The sequence below is a fragment of the Olsenella sp. SW781 genome, assembly GCF_012027725.1.
In the GTDB taxonomy this organism is placed as follows: Bacteria; Actinomycetota; Coriobacteriia; order Coriobacteriales; family Atopobiaceae; genus Thermophilibacter.
Genome location: NZ_SJOU01000019.1, coordinates 1 through 25717 on the forward strand (window position 1 = coordinate 1; position 25717 = coordinate 25717).

Genomic DNA, 25717 nt, shown 5'->3' on the forward strand with positions numbered 1-25717 from the left:
GTGGCACGCCCGTCCCAAGCTCCCTGAGAGAAATAACCCGTCCCCTTTTAGCAGACGCCGGTGGCACGCCCGCCCCGGACCCCCCGAGGGAGAAGCCCGTCCCCTTTTAATCGAGGGTCTCGCGGATGGCGAGGATGAACTCGCGGGTGCCGAGCGTCTCGGGGTTCTCGAGCGAGGTGATGCGGGCGAGGTCGCCGGTCATGCGGCCGGACTCGATCGTCTTGATCGTGGCGGCCTCTAGGCGGTCGGCAAAGTCCACGAGCTCGGGCAGCTCGTCGAGCTCGCCGCGCTTGCGCAGGGCGCCCGTCCAGGCGAAGATCGTGGCAACGGAGTTGGTGGACGTGGGCTCGCCCTTGAGGTGCTTGTAGTAGTGGCGCTGGACGGTGCCGTGCGCGGCCTCGTACTCGAAGTAGCCGTGCGGCGAGACGAGCACGGAGGTCATCATCGCGAGGCTGCCGAATGCCGAGGAGAGCATGTCGCTCATGACGTCGCCGTCGTAGTTCTTGCACGCCCAGATGAAGCCGCCCTCGGACTTGACCACGCGCGCCACGGCGTCGTCGATCAGCGTGTAGAAGTACTCGATGCCCGCCGCCTCGAACTGGGCGCGGTACTCGGCTTCGTAGATGTCCGCGAAGACGTCCTTGAAGCGGTGGTCGTAGGTCTTGGAGATCGTGTCCTTGGTGGCAAACCAGAGGTCCTGGCCCGTGGAGAGCGCGTACTCGAAGCAGCTGCGCGCGAAGCTCTCGATGGAGGCGTCGAGGTTGTGCTGGCCCTGGACCACGCCCGGCCCGTCGAAGACGTGGACGAGCTCGCGGCGTTCGGTGCCGTCCTCGGCGGTGTAGACGAGCTCCACCTTGCCGGGGCCGTCGATGCGCATCTCGGAGTTCTTGTAGACGTCGCCGTAAGCATGACGCGCGATGGTGATGGGCTTCTTCCAGCAGCTCACCACGGGGTCGATGCCCTTGACCACGATGGGCGCGCGGAAGACCGTGCCGTCCAGGATTGCGCGGATCGTGCCGTTGGGGCTCTTCCACATCTGCTTCAGGCCGTACTCCTCCACGCGCGCGGCGTTGGGGGTGATGGTGGCGCACTTGACAGCGACGCCCAGGCGCTTGGTGGCCTCGGCGGACTGGGCGGTGACCTGGTCGTCGGTCCTGTCGCGATTCTCCAGGCCGAGGTCGTAGTACTCGGTCTTGAGGTCGACGTACGGGCAGATGAGCTCGTCCTTGATGATCTGCCAGATGATGCGGGTCATCTCGTCGCCGTCCATCTCGACGAGCGGGGTCTTCATCTCGATCTTGGCCATGCGTGCCTCCGGGGTCGTGGGTGCTCACGGGGAAGAATGTATCACGGCGCCCGGGGCGGTCGGCCAGGCGCCGTCAGTTTGAGACGCGTTGGACACACGGGGGCTGTGCAGTCAGGCGGATAGTGTGAAAAAATGCGCCGGCGATGTGCAATCGGGCGGATAGTGGGAAGCGTTTTTCGCGGCGCCCCCAGTAGGTGCCCGATTTTTTCGCAGGATTTGTCCCATCCGAACCCTTGGATAAGGGGTCCATCGCGCAAAATCGCTTCCCACTATCCGCCCGATTGCACGGCAACGTGATGTTTTTTCGCACTATCCGCCTGATTGCGCACGCATCAGACGCTGAGGCAGGCGCTCAGCCATGCCGGCAGCTCCGCGCTGACCACGCGGGCGCAGGCGTAGCCGTCGGAAAGCGGGAGCGTGGCGACCCGCTCGTAGCCGGACTCCGTCGGGAGCAGGGCGAGCGCGGAGCCCCCGTCGGGGACGAGAAGGACGGTCCTGTCGGAGACGGGGTCATAGGCGGCTGTCGCCGCGCGCGGGCAGCGCGTGACGAGCGCGGTGCCGGAGAAGTCGGGCGCCGGGATGCTCCGGTCGAAGGTGGCCTCCGCGAGGGTGGCGAGGTAGAGCGCGGGGTCGCCCGCGCCCGCGGTGGAAAACTCGGCCAGCTGCCAGGGGATGTCGCCCTCGAGCGGGGAGAGGAGGGCGTAGATGGGCGCCCCGTCGCCCGTGAGCAGGCCCGTGTCAAAGGAGGCTGCCGCTCCGCCGGGGGAGACGGCGACCTTCCCCTCGGAGACGATGCGCGCGACCGTCATCGTGAGGTAGTCCCTGAGGACGGCGAGCCCCTCGCCCCAGGGCTCCGGCGCGGCGAGCGCGGCCAGGGCGGAAAGCGCGTCGTCCCAAGGCCCGAGGGCGATGGTCGAGGCGAGGACCTGCAGCGGGTCTGCGCCGTCGGGCGCGGCCTCGGCGAAGGCGCCCCACGGCCCGCCGGCCGCGGCGCTGAGTCCCTCGAGGCCCACCTCCTCCGCCGCCCCGGCCTCGACCTCGGTGAGCGCCCAGCGCTTCCCGGCGACCGGGCGGGCGGAGCGGCGCAGCGTGACGCGCACGGGCGTCACGCCGTCGGCCTGCAGGTAGCGAAGGGCAAACGAGACGTTGCTCCGCGTGCCCTCGAGCGCGCCCGTGGAGCGGGCGGCGCGGAAGTCCTCCTCGAGCACGGCGAGCGGGTCCACGTTGGGGGGGAGCACCTGGTAGAGGAGGCTGAGCTGCTCGTCCGAGCAGCGAATGTCCGCGTGGAAGTCCTGCGGGAGGTCGGACCGGACGCGCGGGGCGACGTCGGGCAGGGAGATGGCGTCGGGGGCGGGGGTGTCGCTCTCGGCGGGGGCGTCGGGCACGTAGGTGATGGTGAACGAGATGGGAGGCTCGTGCTCGGGCTCGACGGGAGCCTCCGGCTCGGCGTCGCCCGCGTCGGGCGTCTCTCCCTCAGGGTGCGCGGCCTCCGTTTGGGCCGCCTCCGACTCCGCGTGGGCCGCCTCCGGCTCCGGAGCGGTCTCCGCCCGGTCCGCCTCCGGCCCTGCTGCGGTCTCCGCCTCAGGCTGCGCGGCGGCCACCGAGACCTCCTCGCCGGCGTCCGGCGTCTCCCCGGCGCTCGGCGCCGCCTCCGCGGGCGCGGCCTCGCCCGGGGCCTCCGGCTCGGCGGGCGCCCCGGCCCCGGCGGCGTCGTCCTTCTCGTCCTTCTCGTTCTTCTCGGCTGGCGGCTCGACGTGCCGCGGCTTCACGGGCTTGAGCGCCTTTGCCCCGCGCTTGCGCTTCCAGGGCTTTCCGCTTGCGGCGGCCTTGTCCCCGGCGTCCTGGGCGCGCTCGAGCGCGCGGTCGTACTCCTCGCACGCGAGGACCGTGGCGTACACGTAGCCCTTCTTGAACACCGTGAGCTTGATGAACTCGGGGAGCTGCTCGCAGAGCTCGCGCATGTCGGCGCAGCCGAGGTCCGCGGGCGCGAGCCCGTCTGCGACGAGCGCCTCCTCGGCGCGCGGCAGGAGCGTCTGGCGGTTCACGCCGAGCTCGCGCGAGAGCAGCTGATATAGGTACACGCGGTTGCCGGGGGTTATCTTTGCCATGGTGCCTCCTCGAGTTGCTCGCCGGGTGGCGTGAAGTTGCGAGCACACTACGTTACTACCCATTCCGCTCCCGTGCCCGGCGCGTCTTGCGAGCGGTCCCGCAACGTCGCCCGCCGTCAACCGAGAGGGCGCCCGTCCCCGATGGGCGAGCTGCTAGCATCAGGGGAGCGACCGAAGGGGGGGCGCCCATGAGGGCTCGAGACGTTCTGGGGGCCGCGGGGATCGCGGCCGGGGCAGCCGCCGGCGTCGTGGCGGGCGCGTGCGCGCTGGTGGCGCCGCGCCGTGGCGGCGAGGAGATCGAGGGGCGATGGGCGGAGCTCTGCCGCCATCGCTACGCCCACCGCGGCCTGCATGCGGAGGGCATCCCCGAGAACTCGCTCACCGCCTTCGCCAGGGCGCGCGAGCTGGGATTTGGCATCGAGCTCGACGTCCACCTCACGCTCGACGGGGAGCTCGTCGTGATTCACGACTCGAGCCTCGGGCGCGTCTGCGGGCGCTCGGGCGTGGTCGAGCAGCTGACGCTCGCCGAGCTCGGCGAGTGCCGGCTCATGGGGACTGACGAGGGCATCCCGACCCTTGACGAGGTGCTGCGGCTCTTTGATGCCTCGGGCGACACTACCTCCCCCGCGCCGCCGGTGATCGTCGAGCTCAAGACCGCGGACGGTAATGCGGCCCTTCTCGCCGAGCGCACGATGGCCTGTATCGACCGCTATGACCTCAGCTTTTGCGTGGAGAGCTTCGACCCTCGCGCGCTCGGGTGGCTGCGGGCCCACCGTCCGGACGTCCTGCGCGGCCAGCTCGTGCGGAGCTTCCTGGGCGACAAGGACCTCGGCCTGGCGCGCCGCCTCGGGGCGACGGCGCTTCTCGGCAACGTGGCGGCGCGGCCCGACTTCATCGCGTGCCGGTTCCGCGACCGAGGCCTCCCGGCGGTCCGCCTTGCCTGCGGCCGGCTCGGCGCGCATCTCGTCACCTGGACGATTCACTCCGAGCGTGAGATGCTGGAGAGCGAGGCCGAGGGCGCGCCGGTGATCTTCGAGGGGTTCATCCCCGACCCGCGCTCCACGATCGTGGGGAGGTGAGTCCCGACTAGCGGCCCGCGGCGCGCGAGGAGAGCCGCTCGGCGCGGTTCCTGAGGTTGGCGACCGTCGCCTGCATGCCGTGCGGCGCGTAGGAGATCTCCTCGAGCGAGGCGAGGTCCTGGGGGAGGTAGGCGGCGAGCGAGAGCTCCGCCGTCTGCTCGGCATGCTCCGGCGCGGGGCCGGGCACGACGATGAGCGAGAGGACCTTGGCACCCTGCGCGCTCAGGCGCTCCTCGTACTCGCTCGTGGGCTCGTCGGGGAAGTCCGCCCGCGTGTCGCGCGACTCCCTGACGATGCGATAGCCGGCGAGCGGGACCTGCGTGAGCATGAAGTCGAAGAGCGGCTGGCTGTCGGTCTTGAAGGAGACCTCGCCGCCCGCGGCGAGCACGTCGCGGAAGTCCATGAGGCGCTCCATGCTCGCCATGCGGAGGTGCGCGTCGCGCTTCCGGGGGAACGGCGTGGGGAAGTTGAGGTGGATGCGCGAGAGCTCGCCAGGCGAGAAGAACTCGCGGACGCGCATGCCGGTGCCGGGGACCACGACCACGTTGTGAAGGCCGCTCTCGCAGACGCGCTGGGCGGCGTAGGCCACGCAGATGGGCTCGGCGTCCATGGCGACGAAGAGCACGTCGGGCTCGCGCCGCGCCGCCTCGACGGCGAACGCACCCTTCCCGCAGCCGAGGTCGAGGCGGACCTCGCGGTAGCGCCCGGCCCCCGCCTCGGCGCCGATGCCGCGCCAGCAGGCCTCGGCCCAGCGGCCGCGCCAACGCTCCGGCGTGAGCTCGATGGCGTCCGCATAGCGCTCGAGGCGCTCCTCGAGGACGAAGTTCTTGGGAAGCCTCGCGTGAAGGGCGTGGGGCATGGGTTCTCCGTTTCCGAAGTTGCCTATTTGGGGACAGGCCCCTTTTAGGCATGTTTTCCTGCGTGCAAACATGCCTAAAAGGGGCCTGTCCCCAAATAGGCAAATAGGCAACTAGGCGGCGGGGTCAGAGGAGCTCGTCGAGGGTGGCCCCGTAGGAGGGAAGGAACTCGGACACGAAGTCGGCGACCTCGGGGAGCTCCGCGGCCATCTCGTCCACGGCGGCGCGGCAGGTGCGCTCCGCGCTTGCGAACTCCGCGTTGCCGGCGCGGCGCTCGTCGATGCACTTGATGAGCGCGGAGATCTTGTCGGCTGCCTTCACGAGCCGGCGGAGGTAGGTCTCGTCCTCCCCGGCGGTGCCCGGCATCCAGAGGATGTCCTCGAAGCACGGCCTCAGATCGTCGGGAAGCGTCTCCAGAAGCTGGCGCTCCGCCCCCCGCTCGACGGCGCCGTACGCGCTCCTGATGGTCCCGTCGTGGTACTTCACGGGCGTGGGCATGTCGCCGGTGATGATCTCGGACGCGTCATGGTAGAGCGCCACGAGGGTGGCCCGCTCGGCGTTGAGGGAGCGGCCGTGGCGCACGTTGGCCAGCACGCAGAGCATGTGCGCGATGAGCGCCACCTCGAGCGTGTGCTCGGAGAGGTTCTCGGGGCGCGAGCTGCGCATGAGGGCCCAGCGCTCGATGTACTTCATGCGCGAGAGCAGCGCGAGGAAGTGGGACTCTGCCATGACGGCTCCTTGCTTCGTCTAACGTGCCAATTACGTCAGGTTTATTTGGCACATTCACTGTGACGCAGACATGATATATCGCCTGTCGGACGGAAATCCGACGTGCCACTGGCGTCAGGTTTGTTTGGCATGCGTCCTTTGCGTGCCAAACAAACCTGACGCCAGTGGCATAGTGGCGCGTCGGCGCAGGCCTGACGCGGCGCTAGTCGGCATCCTCCTGGATGCTCTGGAGCGTGGCCATGAGCGCGGGGATGACCTGCTTCTTGCGGCTGACCACGCCGGGCAGGCGCGCCATGCCGTTCTCGGGGTCGGTGTCGAAGGCGCGCGCGATGATGTCCTCGGCGCCCTCGCCGTACCACAGCACCTCGCTCGACGAGCTCTTGACGTCGGTGAAGAGGTAGAAGACGAGCGGCAGCTCCTCGAGCGCGGCGGCCTCGCGCAGGTACGGGCCCACGAGCGCCTCGGCCGCCTTGCGGCTCTTCTCGGTCATGTAGCTGCCCTGGCCGACGCCAAACTTGACGTTGCCGCGGCTGAAGATCTTGAAGTCGGCCCCGAAGACCTCCTCCGCCGTGCGGCCGGTGAGGTCGGCGCCCGCCTCGAACATCTCGTCGGCGTAGACGTTGATGTCGACGTCGGCGATCTTGGCGAGCGCGGCGGCGGTGTCGCGGTCGATCTGCGTGCAGGTGGGCGAGCGGAAGGCCAGCGTGTCGGAGAGGATGGCCGAGAGCATGAGCCCCGCGACGTCCCTGGGGATCTCCACGTCATTCTCGCGATACATCATGTAGACGATGGTGCAGGTGCAGCCCACGGGCATGTTTCGGAAGTAGGCCGGGCCCTCGGTCTCGATGGAGCCGATGCGGTGGTGGTCGATGATCTCCATGATCTCGGCCTGCTCGAGGCCCTCGACGGACTGGGAGCGCTCGTTGTGGTCCACCAGGATGACGTGCTTCTTCTTGGCGGCGAGGAGGTTCGGCGAGCTCACGAGGCCCACGTAGTGGCTGTTCTCGTCGATGACGGGGAAGTAGCGGTGGCGCGAGTGTGCCATCATCTTGCGCGCGTCGTCGACGGAGGTGTTGACGCTCACCTTGAGGATGCCCTCGGAGAGCATCTTGGCACGCACGGGGATGGACATGGAGATGATGCGCGCCGCCGCGTAGGTGTCGTACGGGGTGGTGATGATGGCGCAGCCGTGGCGCTCGGCGGACGAGATGACCTTGCTCGAGATGTGCGCGCTGCAGCAGACCACAAGGCAGCTCGCCTCGCTCTCGACGGCGAACTGCTGGGTCTCGTACCGGTTGGTCACGAGGACGATGTCGCCGGGCTTGACGGTGTCCTCCATCATCTCGGGCGTGGTGCCCACGCGGACGCAGCCGCTGGTGACGCGGCCCGTGGGGTCTCCGAGGATCATCTCGCCCTTGAGGGTGTCGACGATGTTGGCGTAGCAGGTGCGCGACTCGCCGATCACGCTCATGTCGAAGACGTCCATGTTGGCGTTGGCGATGTCCTTGACGGCGATGAGGCCCTCGAGGTTGTTCTCGTCGTCGGTGACGCAGAGGGTGTCGGTCTTTGCCTCGCGCATGAGGTTCCATGCCGCGAAGAGGCTCATCTCGCCGTCGATGCCGCCCTGGCGCTGGATCTCGGTGTCCTTGATCTGCGGGGTGACGGAGGTGATGAGCTCCGGCTCGGCAAAGCCGAAGTGGTTGAGGACGAAGGCCGTCTCGCGGTTGATGGCTCCCGCGCGGCGCGGCTGGTAGATGTCCGTGTGCTCGACGGCATTCTTGAGGTGCGCATACGCGATGGCCGAGCAGATGCTGTCCGTGTCCGGATGCAGGTGGCCGATGACGTTGACCTTGCGGATACCTTCTGGCATGTGCCTTCCTTCCCCCTGGTGCTTCCTCGTCTGATTGTGCCACGTACGAGGTCGTATATGGGCGCCCGGCTTGCGAACGGTAGAAAATCCGCGCGGCCGGACGTTCTTCTCGGCGTGTCGCAGGCTGCTTCTTGGCCCTGCGGGAGTCACCGCTCTCCGTCCGCTGCGGATTTGGGGGTCGTGGCAATTTCCGGTCCGAGGGCGTTGCGCGGATTGGGGTTATGGCAGATTCTGGGCTGCCATAACCCCATAACCCGCAGCACGGCGAGAAGAACGACCAGTTGGCAGTCGGCGCCGATTGCCACAACCCCACATTCGACGACGCCACGGCGACGGGAATTGCCACGACCTCCAAATCCGCAGCGCGGGGAGGGCACGGGCGCGGGGGGGTCGACACGCGGCCGGGGCGGCCCGGACCCGGGCGCGAAGCGGGCCAACCGTCGTGCGGCCGGCCACGCCCACGTGACGGATTTCTCCTGCAGGGCGCGCGTTCTTCTCGCCCGGCGGGAAGGGGCTGGGATAGACTCGGTGTGACGTCAGGCCCCGCACAGAGAGGCGAGAAACCCCATGGCAGAGTTTGTGTACCAGCTGATCCGCGCCCGCAAGGCCGTCCATGACAAGGTCATCCTGGACGACGTTACGGTGGGCGTCTACCCCGGCGCCAAGATCGGCGTGGTGGGCCCCAACGGCGCGGGCAAGTCGACCCTCCTCAAGGTCATGGCCGGCCTCGAGGACGTCTCCAACGGCGAGGCCATGCTGAGCCCCGGCTACACCGTGGGCATCCTCCAGCAGGAGCCCCCGCTCGACGAGGACAAGACCGTTCGCGAGAACATCGAGCAGGCCTTCGGCGACCTGCTGGCCAAGATCGAGCGCTTCAACCAGGTGAGCGCCGAGATGGCCGACCCCGACGCGGACTTCGACGCCCTCATGGCCGAGATGGGCCAGCTCCAGGACGAGATCGACGCCGCCAACGGCTGGGACCTGGACTCCCAGCTCTCGCAGGCGATGGACGCGCTGCAGTGCCCGGACCCGGACGCGCCCGTGAACCTCCTCTCCGGTGGCGAGCGCCGTCGCGTGGCGCTGTGCAAGCTTTTGCTTGAGGCCCCTGACCTGCTGCTCCTTGACGAGCCCACCAACCACCTGGACGCCGAGTCCGTGCTCTGGCTCGAGCAGTTCCTGCACCGCTACCCCGGCGCCGTCATGGCCGTCACGCACGACCGCTACTTCCTCGACGACGTAGCCGAGTGGATCTGCGAGGTCGATCGCGGCCAGCTCTACCCCTACGAGGGCAACTACTCCACCTACCTGGAGAAGAAGGCCGCGCGCCTCGAGGCCCAGAGCCAGCAGGACGCCCGCCGCGCCAAGAAGATGGAGGCCGAGCTCGAGTGGGTGCGCTCCAGCCCCAAGGCGCGCCAGGCCAAGAACCGCGCGCGCCTGGAGCGCTACGAGCAGATGGAGGCCGAGGCCCGCGCATCCAAGCGCGTGGACTTCACCGACATCCACATCCCCGTGGGCCCGCGCCTGGGCGCCAAGGTGCTCGAGGCCGAGCACCTCTGCAAGAGCTTTGGCGACCGCGTTCTTATCGACGACCTGAGCTTCAGCCTCCCGCGCAACGGCATCGTGGGCGTGATCGGCCCCAACGGCGTGGGCAAGTCCACGCTGTTCAAGATGATTGTGGGGCAGGAGCAGCCCACGTCCGGCACCCTCACGGTGGGGGAGACCGTCAAGCTCTCCTACGTGGACCAGATGCGCTCGGGCATCGATGCGGAGAAGACCCTCTGGGAGGTCGTCTCCGACGGCAACGACTACATCCGCGTGGGCGAGTCCGAGATCCCGAGCCGCGCCTACGTGGCGGCCTTCGGCTTCAAGGGGTCCGACCAGCAGAAGCGCGCGGGCGTCCTCTCCGGCGGCGAGCGCAACCGCCTGAACCTCGCGCTGACGCTCAAGCAGGGCGGCAACCTGCTGCTCCTGGACGAGCCCACCAACGACCTCGACGTGGAGACCCTGGAGTCCCTGGAGGAGGCGCTCGAGGAGTTTCCCGGCTGCTCCGTGGTGATCTCCCACGACCGCTGGTTCCTTGACCGCGTGGCCACGCACATTCTGGCGTGGGAGGGCGACGACGAGCACCCCGGCCGCTGGCACTGGTTCGAGGGCAACTTCGAGGCCTATCAGGCCGACCGCGAGAAGCGCCTCGGCGCGGAGGCGTCCAAGCCGCACCGCCTGCACCGCAAGCTCACGCGCGACTAGGGATTTGTGCCCCCTCCCATAGTTTTCGAACGGCTCCCTTACGGTCGCCTGACGTGACACGACTACGGTTGTGCCATGTCAGGCGACCGTCTCGTGAAAGGGAGCTGTATGTTTGAAGGCGTGTCCTACTCCGTCCACATGGACCTCGAGGGGTTCCGTGACCTCTTCCGCGCCCAGCAGATTCGTTACACCCGAAAGCTCGGGATTCTCTGTGCCGTGCTTTTTGGGTTCATGACCATCGCTTCCGTCTTTGCGTGTCTCTTTGCCCCCTCCGTCGAGATGGTCGGGGGCACGCTGCTCTTCGTGGCGCTTCTCGTGTTTGGCGTCGTGATGGCGGTGCGTCCGCCGCTTCTGCTCGCAACGCGCGCGGGCCTGGTGCGGAGGTGGTTTGCGCAGCGAGGCGCCGCCAGCGCGGGCGACGATCAGCTCGGGCAGCTCGTTGCCGACTATACGGTGACCCTCTCCGCGTTTGGCTTCACGGAGGCCTCGAGGACCGCAACGCTCAACATACCCTGGTTTGCCCTCGACGCTCGCCCGGTTGCGGGCGACAACGGGACCTACTTCGTGCTGGCAAAGGGCAAGGAGGCCTCCCTTGCCTACAACCTCATGGGAATCAACTGGGCCTTCCGCGACGAGGACGCCTCGGGCGTGCTGTTTCTTCCTAACGGGGTAGTCGAGAAGAACCCCGGGCTCGTCGATGAGGCTTCCTCTGCAATCAAGGGCGCCCGGCAGCGCTATCTCGGTCACGGAAAGAGGCCCATCGGGGACGAGCGGCTTGCCGCATGGCTGGCGGCGAAGTAGGAGGCCTCCCGTCTCGCGCTCGCGTGCTTATCGGTTTGGAGTGAGTTGGCATGTTTTTCTCTAGAAAAAGGGCAAGCCTCTCCGAGCTCCCGCTCGAGCAGGTGCGCTTCTCGAGTGAGGACCTCTTCTGCCTTCTTGGGGGCAACGACACCTGCATGGTGGCGTGCGGTCCCGCCATGCTGAGGCTCGACCACGTGACGCGCGACCGTCCCGACAAGGACGTCTGGAGGCGCAACCTCGTCAACCGCTACTCCCCGGCAGGGTGGGTCGATGACGAGGGAAACCCCTGTCCCGAGCTCGCCCGCGTCATCGGGGCACTCGCCCAGATGGGCGTGGCGATTTCCTACGACAAGGACTATGCCAACAGGAAGCTCGGCGTCGTGATCGGCGAGCGTGGGGCCGCGGGCATCGTCAAGGCCCCGGGCTTTGGCGGCGGCTGGTACCTGAGGCCCTTCCCCGAGGATCGAGCGGAGTGGGGCGCGAGGTTCCGCGAGATCTTCTCGCCCGAGAAGTTTCCGTTCGACCCGGCGGCGCGCGAGTACCACGCCGCGTTCGCGGAGCCCGAGGAGGAGAACGTCTTTCAGGCGTTCGTCGAGGGAGACGAGCCGTACGTTCGCGCCTACGCGCTGCGCCATGGCCTCGACCCGGACGCCCTCTCTGACATGGGGGGCGCGATCTATCGGAGCTCGAATCGCACGCGCCTCTTTGTTGCGGACTACACCGGGTGCGAGCCCGACCTCTCGATGGGCTGGCGCTACGTTGCCGAGTCCGTGGGGCCCTGCCGCTTCAGGCGCGTGATGCTGCTCCCGGAGATCGGCGCCGTTCTCTCGGACTGCAACGCCTGGCATCCCGGGATGCCCGAGAACTGGCTTGCCGACGTCAGGCGCTACCGCGAGGCGTCCGGGTTCTACTCGTTTGACTTCTACGAGTCGGGTGACCTCTTCGAGGCGCTCTCGAGCGTGCCCACCTATCCGGAGTCGGCGGCGACTGGCGAGGACCCGGGTCTTCCAGCACGGTGAGGGCAGGAGACGACGGAGCTGTCGGCCCTGCTGCACTTCTCGGCGAACGGCGTCGTTTTTCTGAAACACTAACGTCACAGAACGTCCACAACCAGTTAGAATGGAGGGGCGCCCCAGGGCGCCCCTTTTTTGTGAGCAGCGGCGCGCTGCGCCAGGACGATAGGAGCATCAATGCACACGGGTGACATCAGGACACGTAAGGCCGTCATCATCGGCGCGGGGCGTGTGGGCAGCCACGTGGCGCTCTGCCTCATGTTCCAGCACCTCGTGAACGAGATCGTCTTCGTGGACGTCAACGCCGACGCCGCGCGCGCCCAGGCCATCGACCTCGACGACCTGGCCTCCGGCCTCGGCGACTCCTTCACCATCCGCGTGGGTGACTACGCCGACTGCGCCGACGCCCACTTCGTGATCCTCACCGCCGGCCGCAGCCGCCGCCCGGGCGAGACGCGCCTCCAGATGCTCGACGGCACCATCAAGGTGCTCGACGGCATCGTGGGCCCGCTCAAGGAGTCCGGCTTCCACGGCATCCTCATCAGCGTCTCCAACCCGGCCGACATCGTCGTCGAGTACCTCTACCGCAAGCTCGGCCTGCCGCGCAACCAGGTCTTTGGCACTGGCACGGCGCTCGACTCCGCGCGCCTGCGCCGCGTCCTCTCCGAGACCATCGACGTCTCCAGCCGCCAGATCCAGGCCTTCTGCATGGGCGAGCATGGCGACTCGATGTTCATCCCCACCTCGCGCATCTCCGTCGAGGGCATCGGCCTGCGCGAGTACCTGTCCCTGCGCGACGACGTGGTTGACTCCATCGACTTCGACGACATCATGCGGCGCGTGCGCGAGTCCGGCGCCGCGATCATCTCCGGCAAGGGCTGCACCGAGTTTGGCATCGCCTCCGTGGTGGCTGCGCTCGTGACCTCGATCCTGCACAACGAGAAGCGCGTGGTGCCGCTCTCCGCCCACCTCGACGGCGAGTACGGCGAGTCCGGCATCTCCGCCGGCGTCCCGTGCGTCATCGGCAGCACCGGCGTCGACTCCGTGCTGGAGATCGACCTCTCCTACGACGAGCGCCGCGCGATGCGCAAGTCCTGCTCGATCATCCGCGACTACTGCGAGAAGGTCATGCCCGCACAGGAGTAGCCACCTCAGGGAGAGCTGGTCTCTGCCCGCCGTTCGCCCACCGCGAGCGGCGGGTTTTTCTGACAGGCTCCCCCTGGGGCCTCTGTCGGGAACCATTACCGAAACGTCACCCAGAACTTGCCGGGGGGGGGGGGTTCTCCTAGCGTAGAATTGCGCGCATGACCGTTTTGGCCCCCAGAGACGGGAGACCTATGATCAGGATCGACCACGTGTCCAAGTCCTACGACGGCGGCGCCACCAACGCGGTGCGCGACCTCACCCTCGAGATACAGTCCGGCGAGATCTTTGGCCTGCTCGGACCCAACGGCGCGGGCAAGTCCACGCTGCTCAACATGCTCGCCGGCGTGCTCGCGCCCAGCTCGGGCGTAATCGAGCTCGACGGCGTCAACGTTGCCGCCGACCCGCTCGCCGCCAAGCGCAACCTCTGCTACGTGAGCGACTCGCCCGACCACCTGCTGCGCCTCAAGGGCCACGAGTTCCTGCGCTTCATCGCGGACGTCTACGAGGTGCCGGACGCCGTGCGCGGCCCGCGCATCGCCGAGCTCGCGCGCGAGTACGGCATGGAGGGCGAGCTGGACAACCAGATCCAGTCCTACTCCCACGGCATGCGCCAGAAGATGATGATCATGGGCGCTCTGCTGCCCGACCCGGCCATCTGGATCCTCGACGAGCCGATGACGGGCCTGGACCCCAAGGCGTCGTGGCTGCTCAAGCAGTCCATGCGCCGCCACGCCGACGCGGGCAAGACCGTGCTCTTCTCCACGCACGTGCTCGACGTGGCCGAGAAGGTCGTGGACCGCGTGGGCGTGATCGCCCACGGCGAGCTGCTCTTCGTGGGCACCGTCGACGAGATGCGCGAGCACTTCCGCATGGGCGGCTCCCTCGAGGAGATGTTCCTCGAGCTCACGTCCGACAACTCCCCGCTCGTCGGGGAGGCCGAGTGATGGCGCGCGCGACGGCGGCCCAGGGCTTCTCCTGGCGGCAGTTCCGCGTGATGCTGCGCGTGATCATGCGCGGGGAGCAGCACCTGGACAGCACCGGCATGGGCATCGGCGGCGACGAGGGCTCGACGCGCAGGGGCTTCTGGGGCGGGCTCGGCTCGGGCGTCCGCAAGGTCGCGATGGGCTTTCTCTTCCTGCTGCTTGCCGCCATGTTCTTCATGATGGGCTTCATGATGGGAGAGACGGGCACCACGCCGTACGTGGCGTTCAGCCTCTGCGCGGTGTGCCTCGTGGGCCTCACGGTCCTCACGGGCCTCTACCAGGCCGTGAACGTCCTCTACTTTGTGCGTGACCTCGGCTACTACCTCACGCTGCCCATCTCGGCCACCACGGTCATGTGGGCAAAGCTCGCCCACTTCCTCGGGGTGTCGCTTCTCGGCGACCTCATCATCCTGCCGGTGGGGCTGGGGTGCCTTCTTGCCGTCGGGGCCGCGCCCGGGGCGTGGGTCGTCATGACGCTGGCGTTTGTGCTGTGCGCCGTGGCCGTCAACCTGGCGCTCGTGATCATCTGCGTGCCCATCATGCGCTTCTCGCGCCTGGCGCACGACAAGGACCGCTTCTCGCGCGTCTTCGGCGCGCTTGTCATCGTGTTCGCGCTCGCGATCGGCGTGGGCAGCCAGTTTGCCTTCCAGGGCGACGGGCTGGCATCGCTGGCGTCCGGCTCCGAGCGGCTGCTTGCGGGAGGCGTGCCTGCGGTCGCGATGGGCGTGCTGTGTCCGCCGTCGCTGTTCGCGCGCACGGCCATCGAGGGGGACGCGCTGGGTGCGGCCGGCGCCCTTCTCGCCATGCTCGCGAGCGTGGCCGTCTACGCGCTCGTGCTCTCCGCGGTTGCGCGCCGCTGGTACTTCGAGGGCGTGCAGGCGCTCCAGGGCGCCGGTGGGAAGCGCGGGCGCCGCGTGGAGGGCGCCGAGCTCGCCCAGGCAACGCGGACGCGTGGCGCGCTTGCCGCCAACCTCAGCCGAGACTGGAAGACGATGGCGCGCGTGCCGGTCTTCTTCAACCAGTTTGTCCTGAGCTCGCTGCTCATGCCGCTCTACTTCGTCGTGATCATGGTGGCGAGCGGCGTGGTGGGCGTCTCCCAGGCGTCGGACGCGGGCATCGAGCCGATGGCCGTGCTCGGGATGGCGCGCGAGCTCACGGCGCTTCTCACCTTTGACAGTCCCGCGCTCGCGTGGTGCGCCGTGGGCGTGCTGGTCTTCGGCCTTTTCCTGGGCTTCTCGTCCTACTCGTTCACGATGGGCGTGAGCCGCGACGGAGAGGACTTCTTCTTCATGCGCGGCCTGCCCATGGACTGGAGCGCGTACCTGGCATCGAAGTTTGTGGTGCCGTTTGCACTCTCCACGGTGCCGATGCTCCTGCTCATCGTGGCGGCGCTGGTGGTGCTGGGCGTGCCCGCGGCCGCTGGGCTCTACCTCGTTGGCATCTACCTGGGCGCTACGGTCTCCCTCGGCCTGCTGTCGCTTGGCCTGGGCGCGCTCTTTCCTCGTCTCACCTGGGACAACGAGGCACAGCTCGTCAAGGGTGGCGGCGCCACGCTGATGGTCTTCGCGGGCCTCATCGTGGGCGCGGTCGTCATGGCGCTGCCCGCGCTCGCGCTGCTCGGCGGGGCGCTATGGGAGGTCCTGGCGGTGCCCGTGGCGCTCTGCCTGGCGCTGGCGATCTTCGTTGCGGAGTGCGGCGTCCTCGTGTGGTGGGTGCTCGGTCCCTGCGCGCGCAGTCTTTCCCGCCGCGAGCGATAATGTGACCATCTGATTCGTCTCGCTTTCCACTCGTCTGGAGGAGGGCGCGCATGGAGATCGGCATTCCTGGCGAGAACGGGGAGTCGCCGGCGCCGCGTCACGGTGCGGGATACGTGGCAAAGTGGCTGCTTGCCGCCGTGTCGACGGCTCCGGCGTACCTTCTCGTGCAGGTGCTTGCCCCCCTGGTGGCGGGCATCGCCCTGCTGACGACCGACATTGACGTGCTGATGCTGGCCGCGACGCTGGCGAGTCTCGCCCTTGCCGTGCTGTGGTGGCTCTACCTGAGGCCGCGCTCGATCCTGCGCCGCGAGGAGGCGCGTCCTTCTCGCCCTGCGCGGGTCGTGCTGCTCGTCTGTACGCTGCTTGCGCTCGGCATGGTCCTGCAGGTGACGATCTCGTGCGCGCTCTCCCTGGTGCTGCCGCTCTTCCCCGAGGTGATGGACGGCTATCTCGAGCTCATGGAGCTCGCCGGCCTCTCGGACGAGATGAGCCTCGCGACGCTTGTCGAGGTTGCCGTAATCGCGCCCATCGCCGAGGAGTCCCTCTGCCGCGGCGTCGCCCTTGAGTTCTCGCTGCGCGCGCTCTGCCCGGGGCAGCGCCCCTCGTCCCGCCCTGAGGCTCCGGACGCGCGCTTCTGGGCAGCCAACGCCATTCAGGCACTGGTCTTTGGCGTCATGCACCTCAACGTCGTGCAGGGCGTCTACGCCTTTGCGCTGGGGCTGCTGCTGGGCTGGGTTTTCCGGCGCACGGGACGGCTGCGCGCCGCCGTCCTGCTCCACATGGCCGTCAACGCCTCCTCGGCGCTCATGGACCCTCTTGGCCTGCTGCTGGACGGGCTCCTCGTTCCCGCGGTCGTGGTCGGCGGGCTCGTGACCGCGGCGCTGGTGTGGGCGGTCGCTCGGCTGACCGACGGCTCCGCCTAGGCGCTACCGCGGCATGCGGTCGTGGTTGATCTCCTGGTAGAAGAGCCGTGACAGCTCGGCGGGCTCGCGGGTCTGGCCGAGCGCCCACATCGTCTTGGCGACGAGGGCCTCGGTGGTCATGTCGTCGCCCTTGAGGATGCCCTCCTTCTCGGCGTAGGCGTGGCCGACCTCGTAGACGCCGAGGTCGAGGCCCTCCTCCGGCACCTGCGTGGTGACCACGAGGGCACGTCCGGAGTCGACCCAGTCGAAGATCGCCTCCTGGTAGGACCCGTCATAGGCGGGGATGCCGCCGATGCCGAAGGTCTCGAGGATGACGGCGTCGTAGTCGGGCTTGAGGAGGCCGAAGATCGTGGGCTTGAGCTCCGGCGTGAGCTTGAGCACGATGACACGCTCGTTGAGGGTGTCATAGAAGCGCGGGCCGTCGTGGTCGCCGCGCGCCGGCCCCATGCCCGCAGGGCGCACGATGCTGCTGCCGCGGACGTACGCGAGCGACGGGTAGTTCATACTCGAGAACGCGTTGAAGCTCATGGTGCGCTGCTTGCGGGCGCGCGTGCCGCAGATGACCTTGCCGCCAAAGACCACGGAGACGTCGCGCGACGCCGGGTCGCAGGCGTAGAGGACGCTGTGGTAGAGGTTGAGCTTGGCGTCGGTGAAGGGGTTCGCCATCGGCTGCTGGGAGCCGGTGAGGACGATGGGCTTCTCGCTGTCCTGGATGAGGTAGGAGAGGGCGGCGGCGGTGTAGGCCATGGTGTCGGTGCCGTGGAGGATCACGAAGCCGTCATAGCGGTCGTAGCCCTCTCGGATGACCTGGGCGATGCTCAGCCAGTCGCGTGGCCGCATGTTGGTGCTGTCGATGTTCATGGGCTGAACGAAGTCGAGGTCGCAGAGGGTGTCGATGAGCGGCACGCGAGCGGCGAGCTCCTTGCCGGTGAGGGTGGGGGCGAGGCCCGCCCCGTCCTCGGTCGAGGCGATCGTGCCGCCGGTGGCGATGATGAGGATGCGCTTCATGGTCTATCTCTCGCTTTCGAGCAGGAACCTGTGGATGGCCTCCGCGCAGCCGTCGTGGTCGTTGTCCGCGACGACGGCGTCCGCTGCGGCCCGCGCGCCCTCGTTGGCGTTGCCCATTGCGACGCCAAGGCCCGCGGCACGGAGCATCCCGAGGTCGTTGTCCGCGTCGCCGACGGCGATGGTGGCGTCGCGGGGGACGCCCAGCAGCTCGGCGAGGGCGAGCAGTCCGGTGCCCTTGTCCACGCCGGCGGGGGAGAACTCGAGGCTCGAGACCTCGGAGTTGGCGAGCTCCACCGGGAGCCCGGCAACGCGCTCGCGCACGCGCTGGCGCAGCTCCGGCGTCGCGCAGTGGAAGATGAACTTCTGATACGTGACGGACGGGTCGAGGAGCTGCGCCCGAATGTCCCGGACCAGCGATGCGGTGGCTCGGTAGAGTCCCTGATAGATGCCCATGTGGTAGCGGTCCATCGTGTCGAGGTGCGAGTCCTGGCAGAAGAACCCGCGCCCTGAGAACGCGTCGATCATCGCGTCGCCGTCGCCGAGCGCGTCGAGCGCCCGGGCGATGACGTCGTGCTCGAGCGGGGAGGCGGAGAGCACCCTATGCTCCACGAGGTCGTAGAGGATGGTCCCGTTGCAGCAGATGGCATAGCGGACGTCGCCGATGCTCTCGCGGTCGAGCTCGACCATCTTGGGGCAGCGGCCCGTGCATATGGCGACGACCTTGCCGGCTCCGAGCGCCTCGGCGATGGCCGCGCGGGAGGAGGCGAGGACCTCCTTCGTGCTGCTGAGCAGCGTCCCGTCCATGTCAAAGGCTATGAGCTGGTAGTTCACATCCATCCTCTCCCTATGACCGACCGGACTAGGATACCGCGAGCGCCGGCGGAGCACGGGGAAGATTACCCTAGGGCTTCTGGAATCTCACTTTTGAAGCAATGGGTCTAGGCAAATGTCGCACAACCCGACAAATCAGCGACTTTTTCTTCCAATTTGTCGGGTTGTGCGACGTTCGCCCTTTTAGAGAAGAGGGCGACTTGACAATCTGGCGTCACATACAGTAATAGTTTATGCTAATCTAATAGGAGTAGTCTGATATATGAAAGATAAATCACGTTATGATAACCATTGTTTGTGAGAGTGCCCTAGAAATACTGTCAGACGATGCGGCGCTGTCGAGGCTGGGGGATCCATGCCAGGCCTCGAACCTCGAGTGGTCCACCTTCTCATGGTCGGACATCCGGGAGCTTGGCAGATACATCGCGTTTGACGAAAGGCATCCGATTCACGTGCTTGTGGATAGGCCTGTCGACCGTGTCCATTCCGATCGTGTGGTGAGTCATGTGTGGTCGGGGCCCATTCCTCCCGGCTCGCTCTATCACCTGGCGCCGGGAGTGCTCATCGCCTCTCCCGGCTTCTGCTATCTCATGGCGTCGGGGTCGCAGAGCAAGCCGAGGGCCATCTCGATCGGGATGGAGTGCGTGGGGCTCTATGGAAGACGGCGCGACGCCCGCGGCTTCAGCGACCGCAACCAGCTGATGACCAAGGAAGAGCTCGCTGAGTATCTCGAGGGTGCAAAGGGATGCTATGGATGCCGGAACGCGATCAGGTTCCTGCCCTACGTGATGGAGCGCTCACGATCTCCTATGGAGACCGTCATGGTCCTTGCCCTGACGCTTCCTGCCAGAGAGGGAGGGTTTGGCCTTCCTCGGCCAGAGCTCAACGTGACCATCAAGCCTCGCCCCGATGAGTTTGCCCTGAGCCAGCGCTCCCAGTACGAGGTCGATGCCTGCTGGGAGAGGCAGCGCCTCGTGCTTGAATACAACAGCTATTCCGATCATCTGTCCAGGGAGTCCTTGGACAGAGACGCGATGAAGGGCAACTCGCTGAGGAGTCTGGGATGGAAGGTCCTTGTTGTTACGCGTGCCCAGCTGGAGGGCGACGCCCTGACCGTATTGGCCTATCAGGTGGCGAGAGGGCTTGGGGTAAAACGGCCCCATCCCAAGGCGGAGGAGCGAGACAGGCTGCTCGATGAGCTTTTCTAGAATGGCCCGGGTCGCATACCCCGACAAAACGTGCGAAATAACGCGGAAATTGTCGGGGTATGCGACCCGGGGTTCGCCCTGTTACCGGTGGTAGTACGTCTGACGCTCGTACTTGGGCTCGCAGCAGACGTTGATGCCGAGGTTGCGGTAGGTGCGCATGTCCGCCTCGGAGAGGATGACCGAGAAGTAGGCGTCGCAGCCCGCAAGCTGCTCGAGCGCGTCCACGGTGGCCTCCGCCTGGTCGTTGGTGGCCGAGGAGAGGGAGAGTGCGATGAGCATCTCGTCGGAGTGGAGACGCGGGTTGTGGCTGCGCAGGTGCTCGGTCTTGAGGTGGCAGATCGGCACGAGAGCCTCCTCGCTCACCACGTAGGTCTTCTTGGGGATGCCCGCCATGTGCTTGGCGGCGTTGAGCAGCAGCGACGCCGCCGCGCCCATCAGCTCAGACGTCTTGCCGGTCACGAGCTCGCCGTCGGGAAGGACCATCGCGGCGGCGGGGCCTCCCGTCTCCTCCTCCTTAGCAAGCGCCGCCTGGTGCGCGGGCGAGTAGTCGCAGGTCACGTCGACTTGGCGCATGAGCAGCTCGATCTTCTCCAGCGCCTCGGCCCCCCGGCCGGTGCGGCGCATCTCCTCGGCAGTGGCGAAGTAGCGGCGCACGATCTCGTTCTTGGCGGCCTCGCGGCAGACCTCGTCGTCGGAGATGCACAGGCCCACCATGTTGACGCCCATGTCGGTGGGGGACTGGTAGGGGCTCTCGCCGGCGATCTTCTCCATCATGGCCTTGAGCACGGGGAAGGTCTCGACGTCGCGGTTGTAGTTGACGGTGACCTCGCCGTAGGCCTCGAGGTGCCAGGGATCGATGATGTTGCGGTCGTCGAGGTCGGCCGTCGCCGCCTCGTAGGCCACGTTCACGGGGTGCTTGAGCGGGAGGTTCCACACGGGGAAGGTCTCGTACTTGGCGTAGCCGGCCTGCACGCCGCGCTTGTTCTCGTGATAGAGCTGGGAGAGGCAGGTGGCGAGCTTGCCCGAGCCGGGGCCGGGGGCCGTCACCACGACGAGCGGGCGGGTGGTCTCGATGTAGTCGTTCTTGCCGAAGCCCTCGTCGGAGACGATGTGGTTGACGTCGGAGGGGTAGCCGTCGATGAGGTAGTGGCGCCACACGGACACGCCCATCCCCTCGAGACGGCTCTGGAACGCCTCGGCGTGCGGCTGCCCGGTGAAGTGCGTGATGCAGATGCCGCCGACCATGAGGCCGCGCGCGCGGAACGAGTCCATGAGGCGCAGCGCGTCCTCCTCGTAGGTGATGCCGATGTCGGAGCGGCGCTTGGCGTTCTCGATGTTGTCCGCGTTGATGACGATGATCGCCTCGACCTCGTCGCGCAGACTCTCGAGCATGCGGATCTTGGAGTCGGGCTCAAAGCCCGGCAGCACGCGGCTCGCGTGATAGTCGTCAAAGAGCTTGCCGCCGAACTCGAGGTAGAGCTTGCCGCCGAACTGCCCGATGCGCTTGCGGATCTTCTCCGCCTGGAGGGAGATGTACTTGTCGTTGTCAAATCCGATGCGCATCTGCGGGGGTCCTCTCTGCTCTTATGGGCGGTGAGCCAACAAGAAAGAGTAGCACGCCTTTCCCCCGCGACCGCCTCAGAACCTACGCGGCGAGAAAAACGAGCATCTCCACCACGGTTCCCACCGCGAGAAAGCTCACGGCGGCCACGCTCACGGCAGCTCCCCAGGGCAGGCCGACCTCGTGCCAGAACGAGCGGAAGGTGTCGTCCTCGTGCGGGGTCATGATGCCGTCCGGTCGGTCGCGCCCGGAGACGAGCAGGCCGCAGCCCCCGGTGACGAGGCAGAGCGACCCCACCACGAAGAGCAGCTTTCGGGCCCAGTCGAGCCCCGTGCGCCAGTCGAGGCCGTGGGCGAGGAAGGCGAAGACGAAGGCGACGACCCCGAGTCCCAGCGCGGCAAGGGCGCCGAGCCGAAGCGACTTCACCACGCCCGAGAGCGCCTTCCTCTTTCCGTTGCCCATGGTGTCCTCCCTCTGCCGTTCTGGGGCCGCTGCCAGCGAGTATGCGGGCATGGAGCATTGTGTTCCAGATGCGCGCGGGACGCAAATCGCGCGGGCCATCGTTTCCATTTCGTTCAGGCCTTACGCGCGAAATACACAGACGTTGCCCATAAGCGCTAGAATACGGCTTTGCTTTTGATAGTCCGTACTCACGGGGGAGTAACTATGGACAAGAAGATGGTCGTTCGTCACAGCGAGATCCTCGGGGAGGACCTCGATGTCATCGTGTATGGTACCGCCGGTCAGCCCGTCATGGCGTTCGCCCCGCTCGGGCAGCGCCCGGAGAGCCTCGAGGAGGTCGGGCTCGTCGACGAGCTCTCCGACTACCTCGACGCCGGCGTGATCCAGCTCTTCAGCGTCAGCAACGTCGACGGCGAGTCCTGGGGCTCCGACGGCTACGCCGTCGAGCGCGCCGCGCGCCAGGAGGCGTACTACCAGGCGGTCTGCGAGGAGATCGTCCCGCTCGTCGCCGAGGTGAGCGGCTCCGACGCTCGTCCGCTGGCCCTTGGCTTTGACCTGGGCGCCACTCACGCCGCGGTCTTCGCGCTGCGCCGCCCGGACCTCTTCCAGGGCTGCGTCTGCCTCTCCGGCACCTACGACGCCAGCCGCTACTTCGGCGACTGGATGGACGCCACGCTCTACGACAACACGCCGTGCGCGTTCCTTCCCAACATGCCGACCGACCACCCCTACATCGCGCTCTACAACCAGCGCCAGCTGCTGTTCTGCTGCGGCCAGGAGGGGAGCGAGGCCGAGAGCCTCCGCACCACGCGCGAGATTGACGCCCAGCTCCAGCGCCTGGGCGTCGAGGCCTGGTGCGACTACTGGGGCGGCGACGTCTCGCACACCTGGTTCTGGTGGAAGAAGCAGATCCGCTACTTCATGCCGATCGTGCTCGAGGACGTGGAGAAGACCACGGCAGCCGAGAAGGCTGCTGCCACGAAGAAGGCGCCTGCCCGCAAGCGCGCTGCCGCCAAGAAGCCGGCCGCTGCCAAGAAGACGACTGCCAAGAAGGCAGCCGAGAAGGACGACGCAGTGACGGAGGAGAAGACGGCCGCCAAGAAGCCGGCCGCGAAGAAGGCCACCGCCGCGAAGAAGGCCGCCGCTACCAAGACCACGGCCAAGGCCGCCGCGGAGGAGAAGCCGGCCACTGCCAAGAAGCCGGTCGTGAAGAAGGCTGCGGCCGCGGAGAAGGCCGAGCCCGCCAAGAAGCCGGCCGCCGCGAAGGCGACCAAGGCCGCCGAGCCCGCCGAGGAGAAGCCGGCTACCAAGACGGCAGCCAAGAAGCCTGCCGCCAAGCCGGCGGCCAAGGCCGCGGCGACCAAGACCGCTGCCAAGGCAACGACCGCCAAGGCCGCCACGACCAAGACGACGACCGCCAAGGCGACGACCGCGAAGGCCGCCACGACCAAGGCCGCCGCCGCGAAGAAGGCCGCCCCCAAGGCTGCCGCCTCCGCCGAGAAGCCCGCGGCCAAGAAGCCGGCCGCCAAGAGGACGACGCGCTCGACCGCGAAGAAGCAGGACACGAGCGCCGAGTAAATGAACTTCGTCTTTGTCTCCCCGCAGTTCCCCGAGGTCTACTGGAAGTTCTGCGCCGCGCTCCGCCGCAACGGGGCGCGCGCCCTCGGGATCGGGGACACGCCCTACGACGCCCTGGCCCCCGAGGTCAGGGCGTCGCTCGATGAGTACTACTGGGTGTCGGACCTCGGTGACTACGACCAGGTCTTTCGCGCCGTGGCGTTCTTCTCGTTCAAGTACGGCAAGGTGGACTGGGTGGAGTCCAACAACGAGCACTGGCTCTCCCAGGACGCGTGCCTGCGCGAGGACTTCAACGTTCGCACGGGGCCGCTTCCCGCCCAGGTCGCCACGTGGCAGAGCAAGGCCGCCCAGAAGCCGCTCTACGCCGCGGCGGGGGTCCCGACGGCCCGCCAGACGTGCCTCACCACCTTCGACGAGACGCGCTGGTTCATCGGTGAGATGGGGCACTTCCCCGTCTTCGCCAAGCCGGAGGTCGGCGTGGGGTCGGCGGGGGCGCGCCTGCTTGCGAGCGACGACGACCTGCGCGACCTCATCGCCGAGCACGGGGACGTACCGTATGTGGTCGAGCAGTACGTCGAGGGAGACATCTGCTCCTACGACGCCCTTCTCGACAGTCGGGGGGAGCCCCTGCTTGAGAACCAGGAGGAGTTTCCGCCCTCGATGGCGGACGTCGCCCAGCGCCAGCTCGACCTGAGCTATCGCTCCCTGCCGAGCGTCGACCCCGCGCTCGCCCGCGCGGGCCGCGCGCTCGCGCGCTCGTTCGGCCTCGCGAGCCGCTTCGTTCACATGGAGTTCTTCCGCCTCTCCCATGACCGTCCGGGCCTGGGTGTTGCCGGTGACTACGTGGGACTCGAGGTGAACGCCCGGCCGCCCGGGGGCTCGACCCCCGAGATGATCTGCCATGCGCACGGCATCGACGTCTACCAGGCGTGGGCGGACATGGTGTGCCATGATGAGGTGCGCTGCGAGCCGTGGGGGGAGCCTGCCGTCTGTGTGTACGCGGGCCGGCGGGACGTCCATCGCTACCTGCGGACGCACGACGAGGTCATGGAGCGGTGGGGCGATGTCATCGTTTCGTGCGGGCGCGTGCCCGTCGCGCTCTCGGATGACCTGGGTGACCAGCAGTATACGGCGCGGTTCGAAGCCCCGGAAGAGGCCGACGAGTTCGTCGCGTACGTCCAGGAGAGGAGGCGCTTTGGCCATGATGGTCCGAAGGGCGAAAGATGAGGACCTGCCCGGCGTGACGAGCCTGCTGCGACAGGTGTTGGAGGTCCATGCCGCGGGACGGCCCGACCTCTTTCGGGCGGGGACCCGCAAGTACACGGACGAGGAGCTGCTGGCGATCTTCGCCGACGACGCGCGCCCGGTCTTCGTGGCGGTGGAGGAGGGCGCGGCCCCGGGGGAGGTGCTCGGGCACGCGTTCTGCGAGGTCCAGGACTTCCGCTTGAGCAACAACATGCAGCCGATCCTCTCGCTCTACGTGGACGACATCTGCGTGGACGAGCGGGCGCGCGGGAGGCACGTGGGGACGGCGCTCTATCATCGCGTTGTCGAGCATGCGCGCGAGCTGGGGTGCCACAACCTGACGCTCAACGTGTGGTCGTGCAACCCCGGGGCGCGCGCCTTCTATGACGCGATGGGGCTCGTCCCGCAGAAGACGTGCCTGGAGCAGGTGCTGTGATGGCGCCGCGGGAGATGCGGCGCGCCCGCCGCGAGGTGACGGAGCTGGCCGAGCTGAGGTCGATCGTCGACCGGGCCCGAGTCCTGCACGTCGGCTCCTCGGACGACGAGGGGCCCTTCGTCGTGCCCATGAGCTTTGGCTACGAGGTGCTGGGCGAGAAGGACGACGAGCCGCGCTGGGTCTTCTGGATGCACTCCGCGGGAGAGGGGCGCAAGGTCGAGGCGTGGGACGCCGACCCGACGGTCGCGCTTGAGTTCGACGTGCCCGCGGGCGTGATCGAGGGCGATTTCGCCTGTGCGTATTCGTATGCGTACGAGAGCGTCATGGCGGTCGGCGCCATCTCGCACGTGACAGGGGCGGAGGAGAAGGTCCGCGGGCTCACGCGCATCATGGAGCACATGGCGCCCGGGGCGCCCGTCTCGTTCTCCGAGGCGGCGCTCGAGCGCACCGCCGTGTGGCGCGTCGACGTCACGCGCCTCACGGGCAAGCGTCGCGACGCGCCAGCGGCGTCAGGTTCGTTTGGCGCGCCGGACGGGCGCGCCAAACGAACCTGACGCCGCTGGCAAAGC

General features: G+C 67.7%; 22 protein-coding genes. 13 read left to right on the top strand and 9 right to left on the bottom strand.

The window, feature by feature from the left end:
• Positions 1-106: 106 nt before the first annotated feature.
• Both E0L17_RS09825 and E0L17_RS09830 read right to left on the bottom strand, forming a co-directional pair.
• The gene (locus E0L17_RS09825; protein ID WP_167931059.1) at positions 107-1306 is read right to left on the bottom strand and encodes an NADP-dependent isocitrate dehydrogenase; all 1200 of its coding nucleotides are present in this window, start codon (positions 1304-1306) and stop codon (positions 107-109) included.
• A gap of 332 nt (positions 1307-1638) precedes the next feature.
• Positions 1639-3414 carry a DUF3825 domain-containing protein gene (locus tag E0L17_RS09830; RefSeq protein WP_167931060.1) on the bottom strand — a complete coding sequence of 592 codons (1776 nt, stop codon included), beginning with the start codon at positions 3412-3414 and terminating at the stop codon, positions 1639-1641.
• 188 nt (positions 3415-3602) lie between these two features.
• Here E0L17_RS09830 and E0L17_RS09835 point away from each other — a divergent pair, with 188 nt between their 5' ends.
• Positions 3603-4493: a glycerophosphodiester phosphodiesterase family protein gene (locus E0L17_RS09835; protein WP_167931061.1), complete on the top strand. Its 891-nt coding sequence runs from the start codon at positions 3603-3605 to the stop codon at positions 4491-4493.
• A 7-nt stretch (positions 4494-4500) separates the two neighbouring features.
• On the opposite strand, the gene trmB is transcribed toward E0L17_RS09835, so the two are convergent.
• The 3 genes from trmB to E0L17_RS09850 all read right to left on the bottom strand — a co-directional run bounded on the left by trmB (position 4501) and on the right by E0L17_RS09850 (position 7949).
• Positions 4501-5352: a tRNA (guanine(46)-N(7))-methyltransferase TrmB gene (trmB, locus tag E0L17_RS09840; RefSeq protein WP_167931062.1), complete on the bottom strand. Its 852-nt coding sequence runs from the start codon at positions 5350-5352 to the stop codon at positions 4501-4503.
• Positions 5353-5476: 124 nt separating this feature from the next.
• On the bottom strand, positions 5477-6079 hold the full coding sequence (gene yfbR / locus E0L17_RS09845; protein WP_167931063.1) for a 5'-deoxynucleotidase: 603 nt from the start codon (positions 6077-6079) through the stop codon (positions 5477-5479).
• A 202-nt stretch (positions 6080-6281) separates the two neighbouring features.
• The gene (locus E0L17_RS09850; protein ID WP_167931064.1) at positions 6282-7949 is read right to left on the bottom strand and encodes a putative manganese-dependent inorganic diphosphatase; all 1668 of its coding nucleotides are present in this window, start codon (positions 7947-7949) and stop codon (positions 6282-6284) included.
• 567 nt (positions 7950-8516) lie between these two features.
• On the opposite strand from E0L17_RS09850, the gene ettA reads away from it, so the two are divergent.
• The 7 genes from ettA (at position 8517) to E0L17_RS09885 (ending at position 16819) form a co-directional block, all read left to right on the top strand.
• Positions 8517-10196: an energy-dependent translational throttle protein EttA gene (ettA, locus tag E0L17_RS09855; protein ID WP_167931065.1), complete on the top strand. Its 1680-nt coding sequence runs from the start codon at positions 8517-8519 to the stop codon at positions 10194-10196.
• Positions 10197-10304: 108 nt separating this feature from the next.
• Entirely contained in the window at positions 10305-10997 is a 693-nt protein-coding gene (locus tag E0L17_RS09860; protein WP_167931066.1) for a hypothetical protein, read from the top strand.
• A 50-nt stretch (positions 10998-11047) separates the two neighbouring features.
• On the top strand, positions 11048-12016 hold the full coding sequence (locus E0L17_RS09865; protein WP_167931067.1) for a hypothetical protein: 969 nt from the start codon (positions 11048-11050) through the stop codon (positions 12014-12016).
• Between the two features lie 171 nt (positions 12017-12187).
• Positions 12188-13156 (top strand): L-lactate dehydrogenase, encoded by a 969-nt coding sequence (locus tag E0L17_RS09870; RefSeq protein ID WP_167931068.1) that lies wholly within the window; start codon positions 12188-12190, stop codon positions 13154-13156.
• A 191-nt stretch (positions 13157-13347) separates the two neighbouring features.
• Positions 13348-14100, top strand: coding sequence for an ABC transporter ATP-binding protein (locus E0L17_RS09875; protein WP_167931069.1), 753 nt, complete (start codon positions 13348-13350; stop codon positions 14098-14100).
• Entirely contained in the window at positions 14100-15896 is a 1797-nt protein-coding gene (locus E0L17_RS09880) for a putative ABC transporter permease subunit (protein ID WP_167931070.1), read from the top strand. Before E0L17_RS09875 ends, E0L17_RS09880 begins: the two co-directional genes overlap by 1 nt.
• A gap of 50 nt (positions 15897-15946) precedes the next feature.
• On the top strand, positions 15947-16819 hold the full coding sequence (locus tag E0L17_RS09885; RefSeq protein WP_167931071.1) for a CPBP family intramembrane glutamic endopeptidase: 873 nt from the start codon (positions 15947-15949) through the stop codon (positions 16817-16819).
• 3 nt (positions 16820-16822) lie between these two features.
• On the opposite strand, the gene E0L17_RS09890 is transcribed toward E0L17_RS09885, so the two are convergent.
• Both E0L17_RS09890 and E0L17_RS09895 read right to left on the bottom strand, forming a co-directional pair.
• Positions 16823-17827, bottom strand: coding sequence for an asparaginase (locus tag E0L17_RS09890; RefSeq protein WP_167931072.1), 1005 nt, complete (start codon positions 17825-17827; stop codon positions 16823-16825).
• A gap of 3 nt (positions 17828-17830) precedes the next feature.
• Positions 17831-18658, bottom strand: a complete 828-nt coding sequence (locus E0L17_RS09895; protein ID WP_167931073.1) for a Cof-type HAD-IIB family hydrolase — start codon at positions 18656-18658, stop codon at positions 17831-17833.
• A 281-nt stretch (positions 18659-18939) separates the two neighbouring features.
• Between E0L17_RS09895 and E0L17_RS09900 the strand changes: the two genes are divergently transcribed.
• Complete coding sequence (locus tag E0L17_RS09900) at positions 18940-19866, top strand: putative endonuclease domain-containing protein (RefSeq protein ID WP_167931074.1); 927 nt, start codon at positions 18940-18942, stop codon at positions 19864-19866.
• An 81-nt stretch (positions 19867-19947) separates the two neighbouring features.
• On the opposite strand, the gene E0L17_RS09905 is transcribed toward E0L17_RS09900, so the two are convergent.
• Entirely contained in the window at positions 19948-21429 is a 1482-nt protein-coding gene (locus tag E0L17_RS09905; RefSeq protein WP_167931075.1) for a DUF1846 domain-containing protein, read from the bottom strand.
• 82 nt (positions 21430-21511) lie between these two features.
• Positions 21512-21889: a hypothetical protein gene (locus E0L17_RS09910; RefSeq protein ID WP_167931076.1), complete on the bottom strand. Its 378-nt coding sequence runs from the start codon at positions 21887-21889 to the stop codon at positions 21512-21514.
• 204 nt (positions 21890-22093) lie between these two features.
• On the opposite strand from E0L17_RS09910, the gene E0L17_RS09915 reads away from it, so the two are divergent.
• Genes E0L17_RS09915 through E0L17_RS09930 form a run of 4 tightly spaced genes read left to right on the top strand, consistent with a single transcriptional unit; the run spans position 22094 to position 25702 of the window.
• Positions 22094-23467, top strand: coding sequence for an alpha/beta hydrolase-fold protein (locus E0L17_RS09915; protein ID WP_167931077.1), 1374 nt, complete (start codon positions 22094-22096; stop codon positions 23465-23467).
• Positions 23468-24694, top strand: a complete 1227-nt coding sequence (locus tag E0L17_RS09920; protein WP_167931078.1) for a carbamoylphosphate synthase large subunit — start codon at positions 23468-23470, stop codon at positions 24692-24694.
• On the top strand, positions 24669-25148 hold the full coding sequence (locus E0L17_RS09925) for a GNAT family N-acetyltransferase (protein ID WP_167931079.1): 480 nt from the start codon (positions 24669-24671) through the stop codon (positions 25146-25148). The genes E0L17_RS09920 and E0L17_RS09925 overlap by 26 nt, the downstream gene beginning before the upstream one ends.
• Positions 25148-25702 (top strand): pyridoxamine 5'-phosphate oxidase family protein, encoded by a 555-nt coding sequence (locus E0L17_RS09930; protein ID WP_286163438.1) that lies wholly within the window; start codon positions 25148-25150, stop codon positions 25700-25702. The genes E0L17_RS09925 and E0L17_RS09930 overlap by 1 nt, the downstream gene beginning before the upstream one ends.
• Positions 25703-25717: the final 15 nt, after the last annotated feature.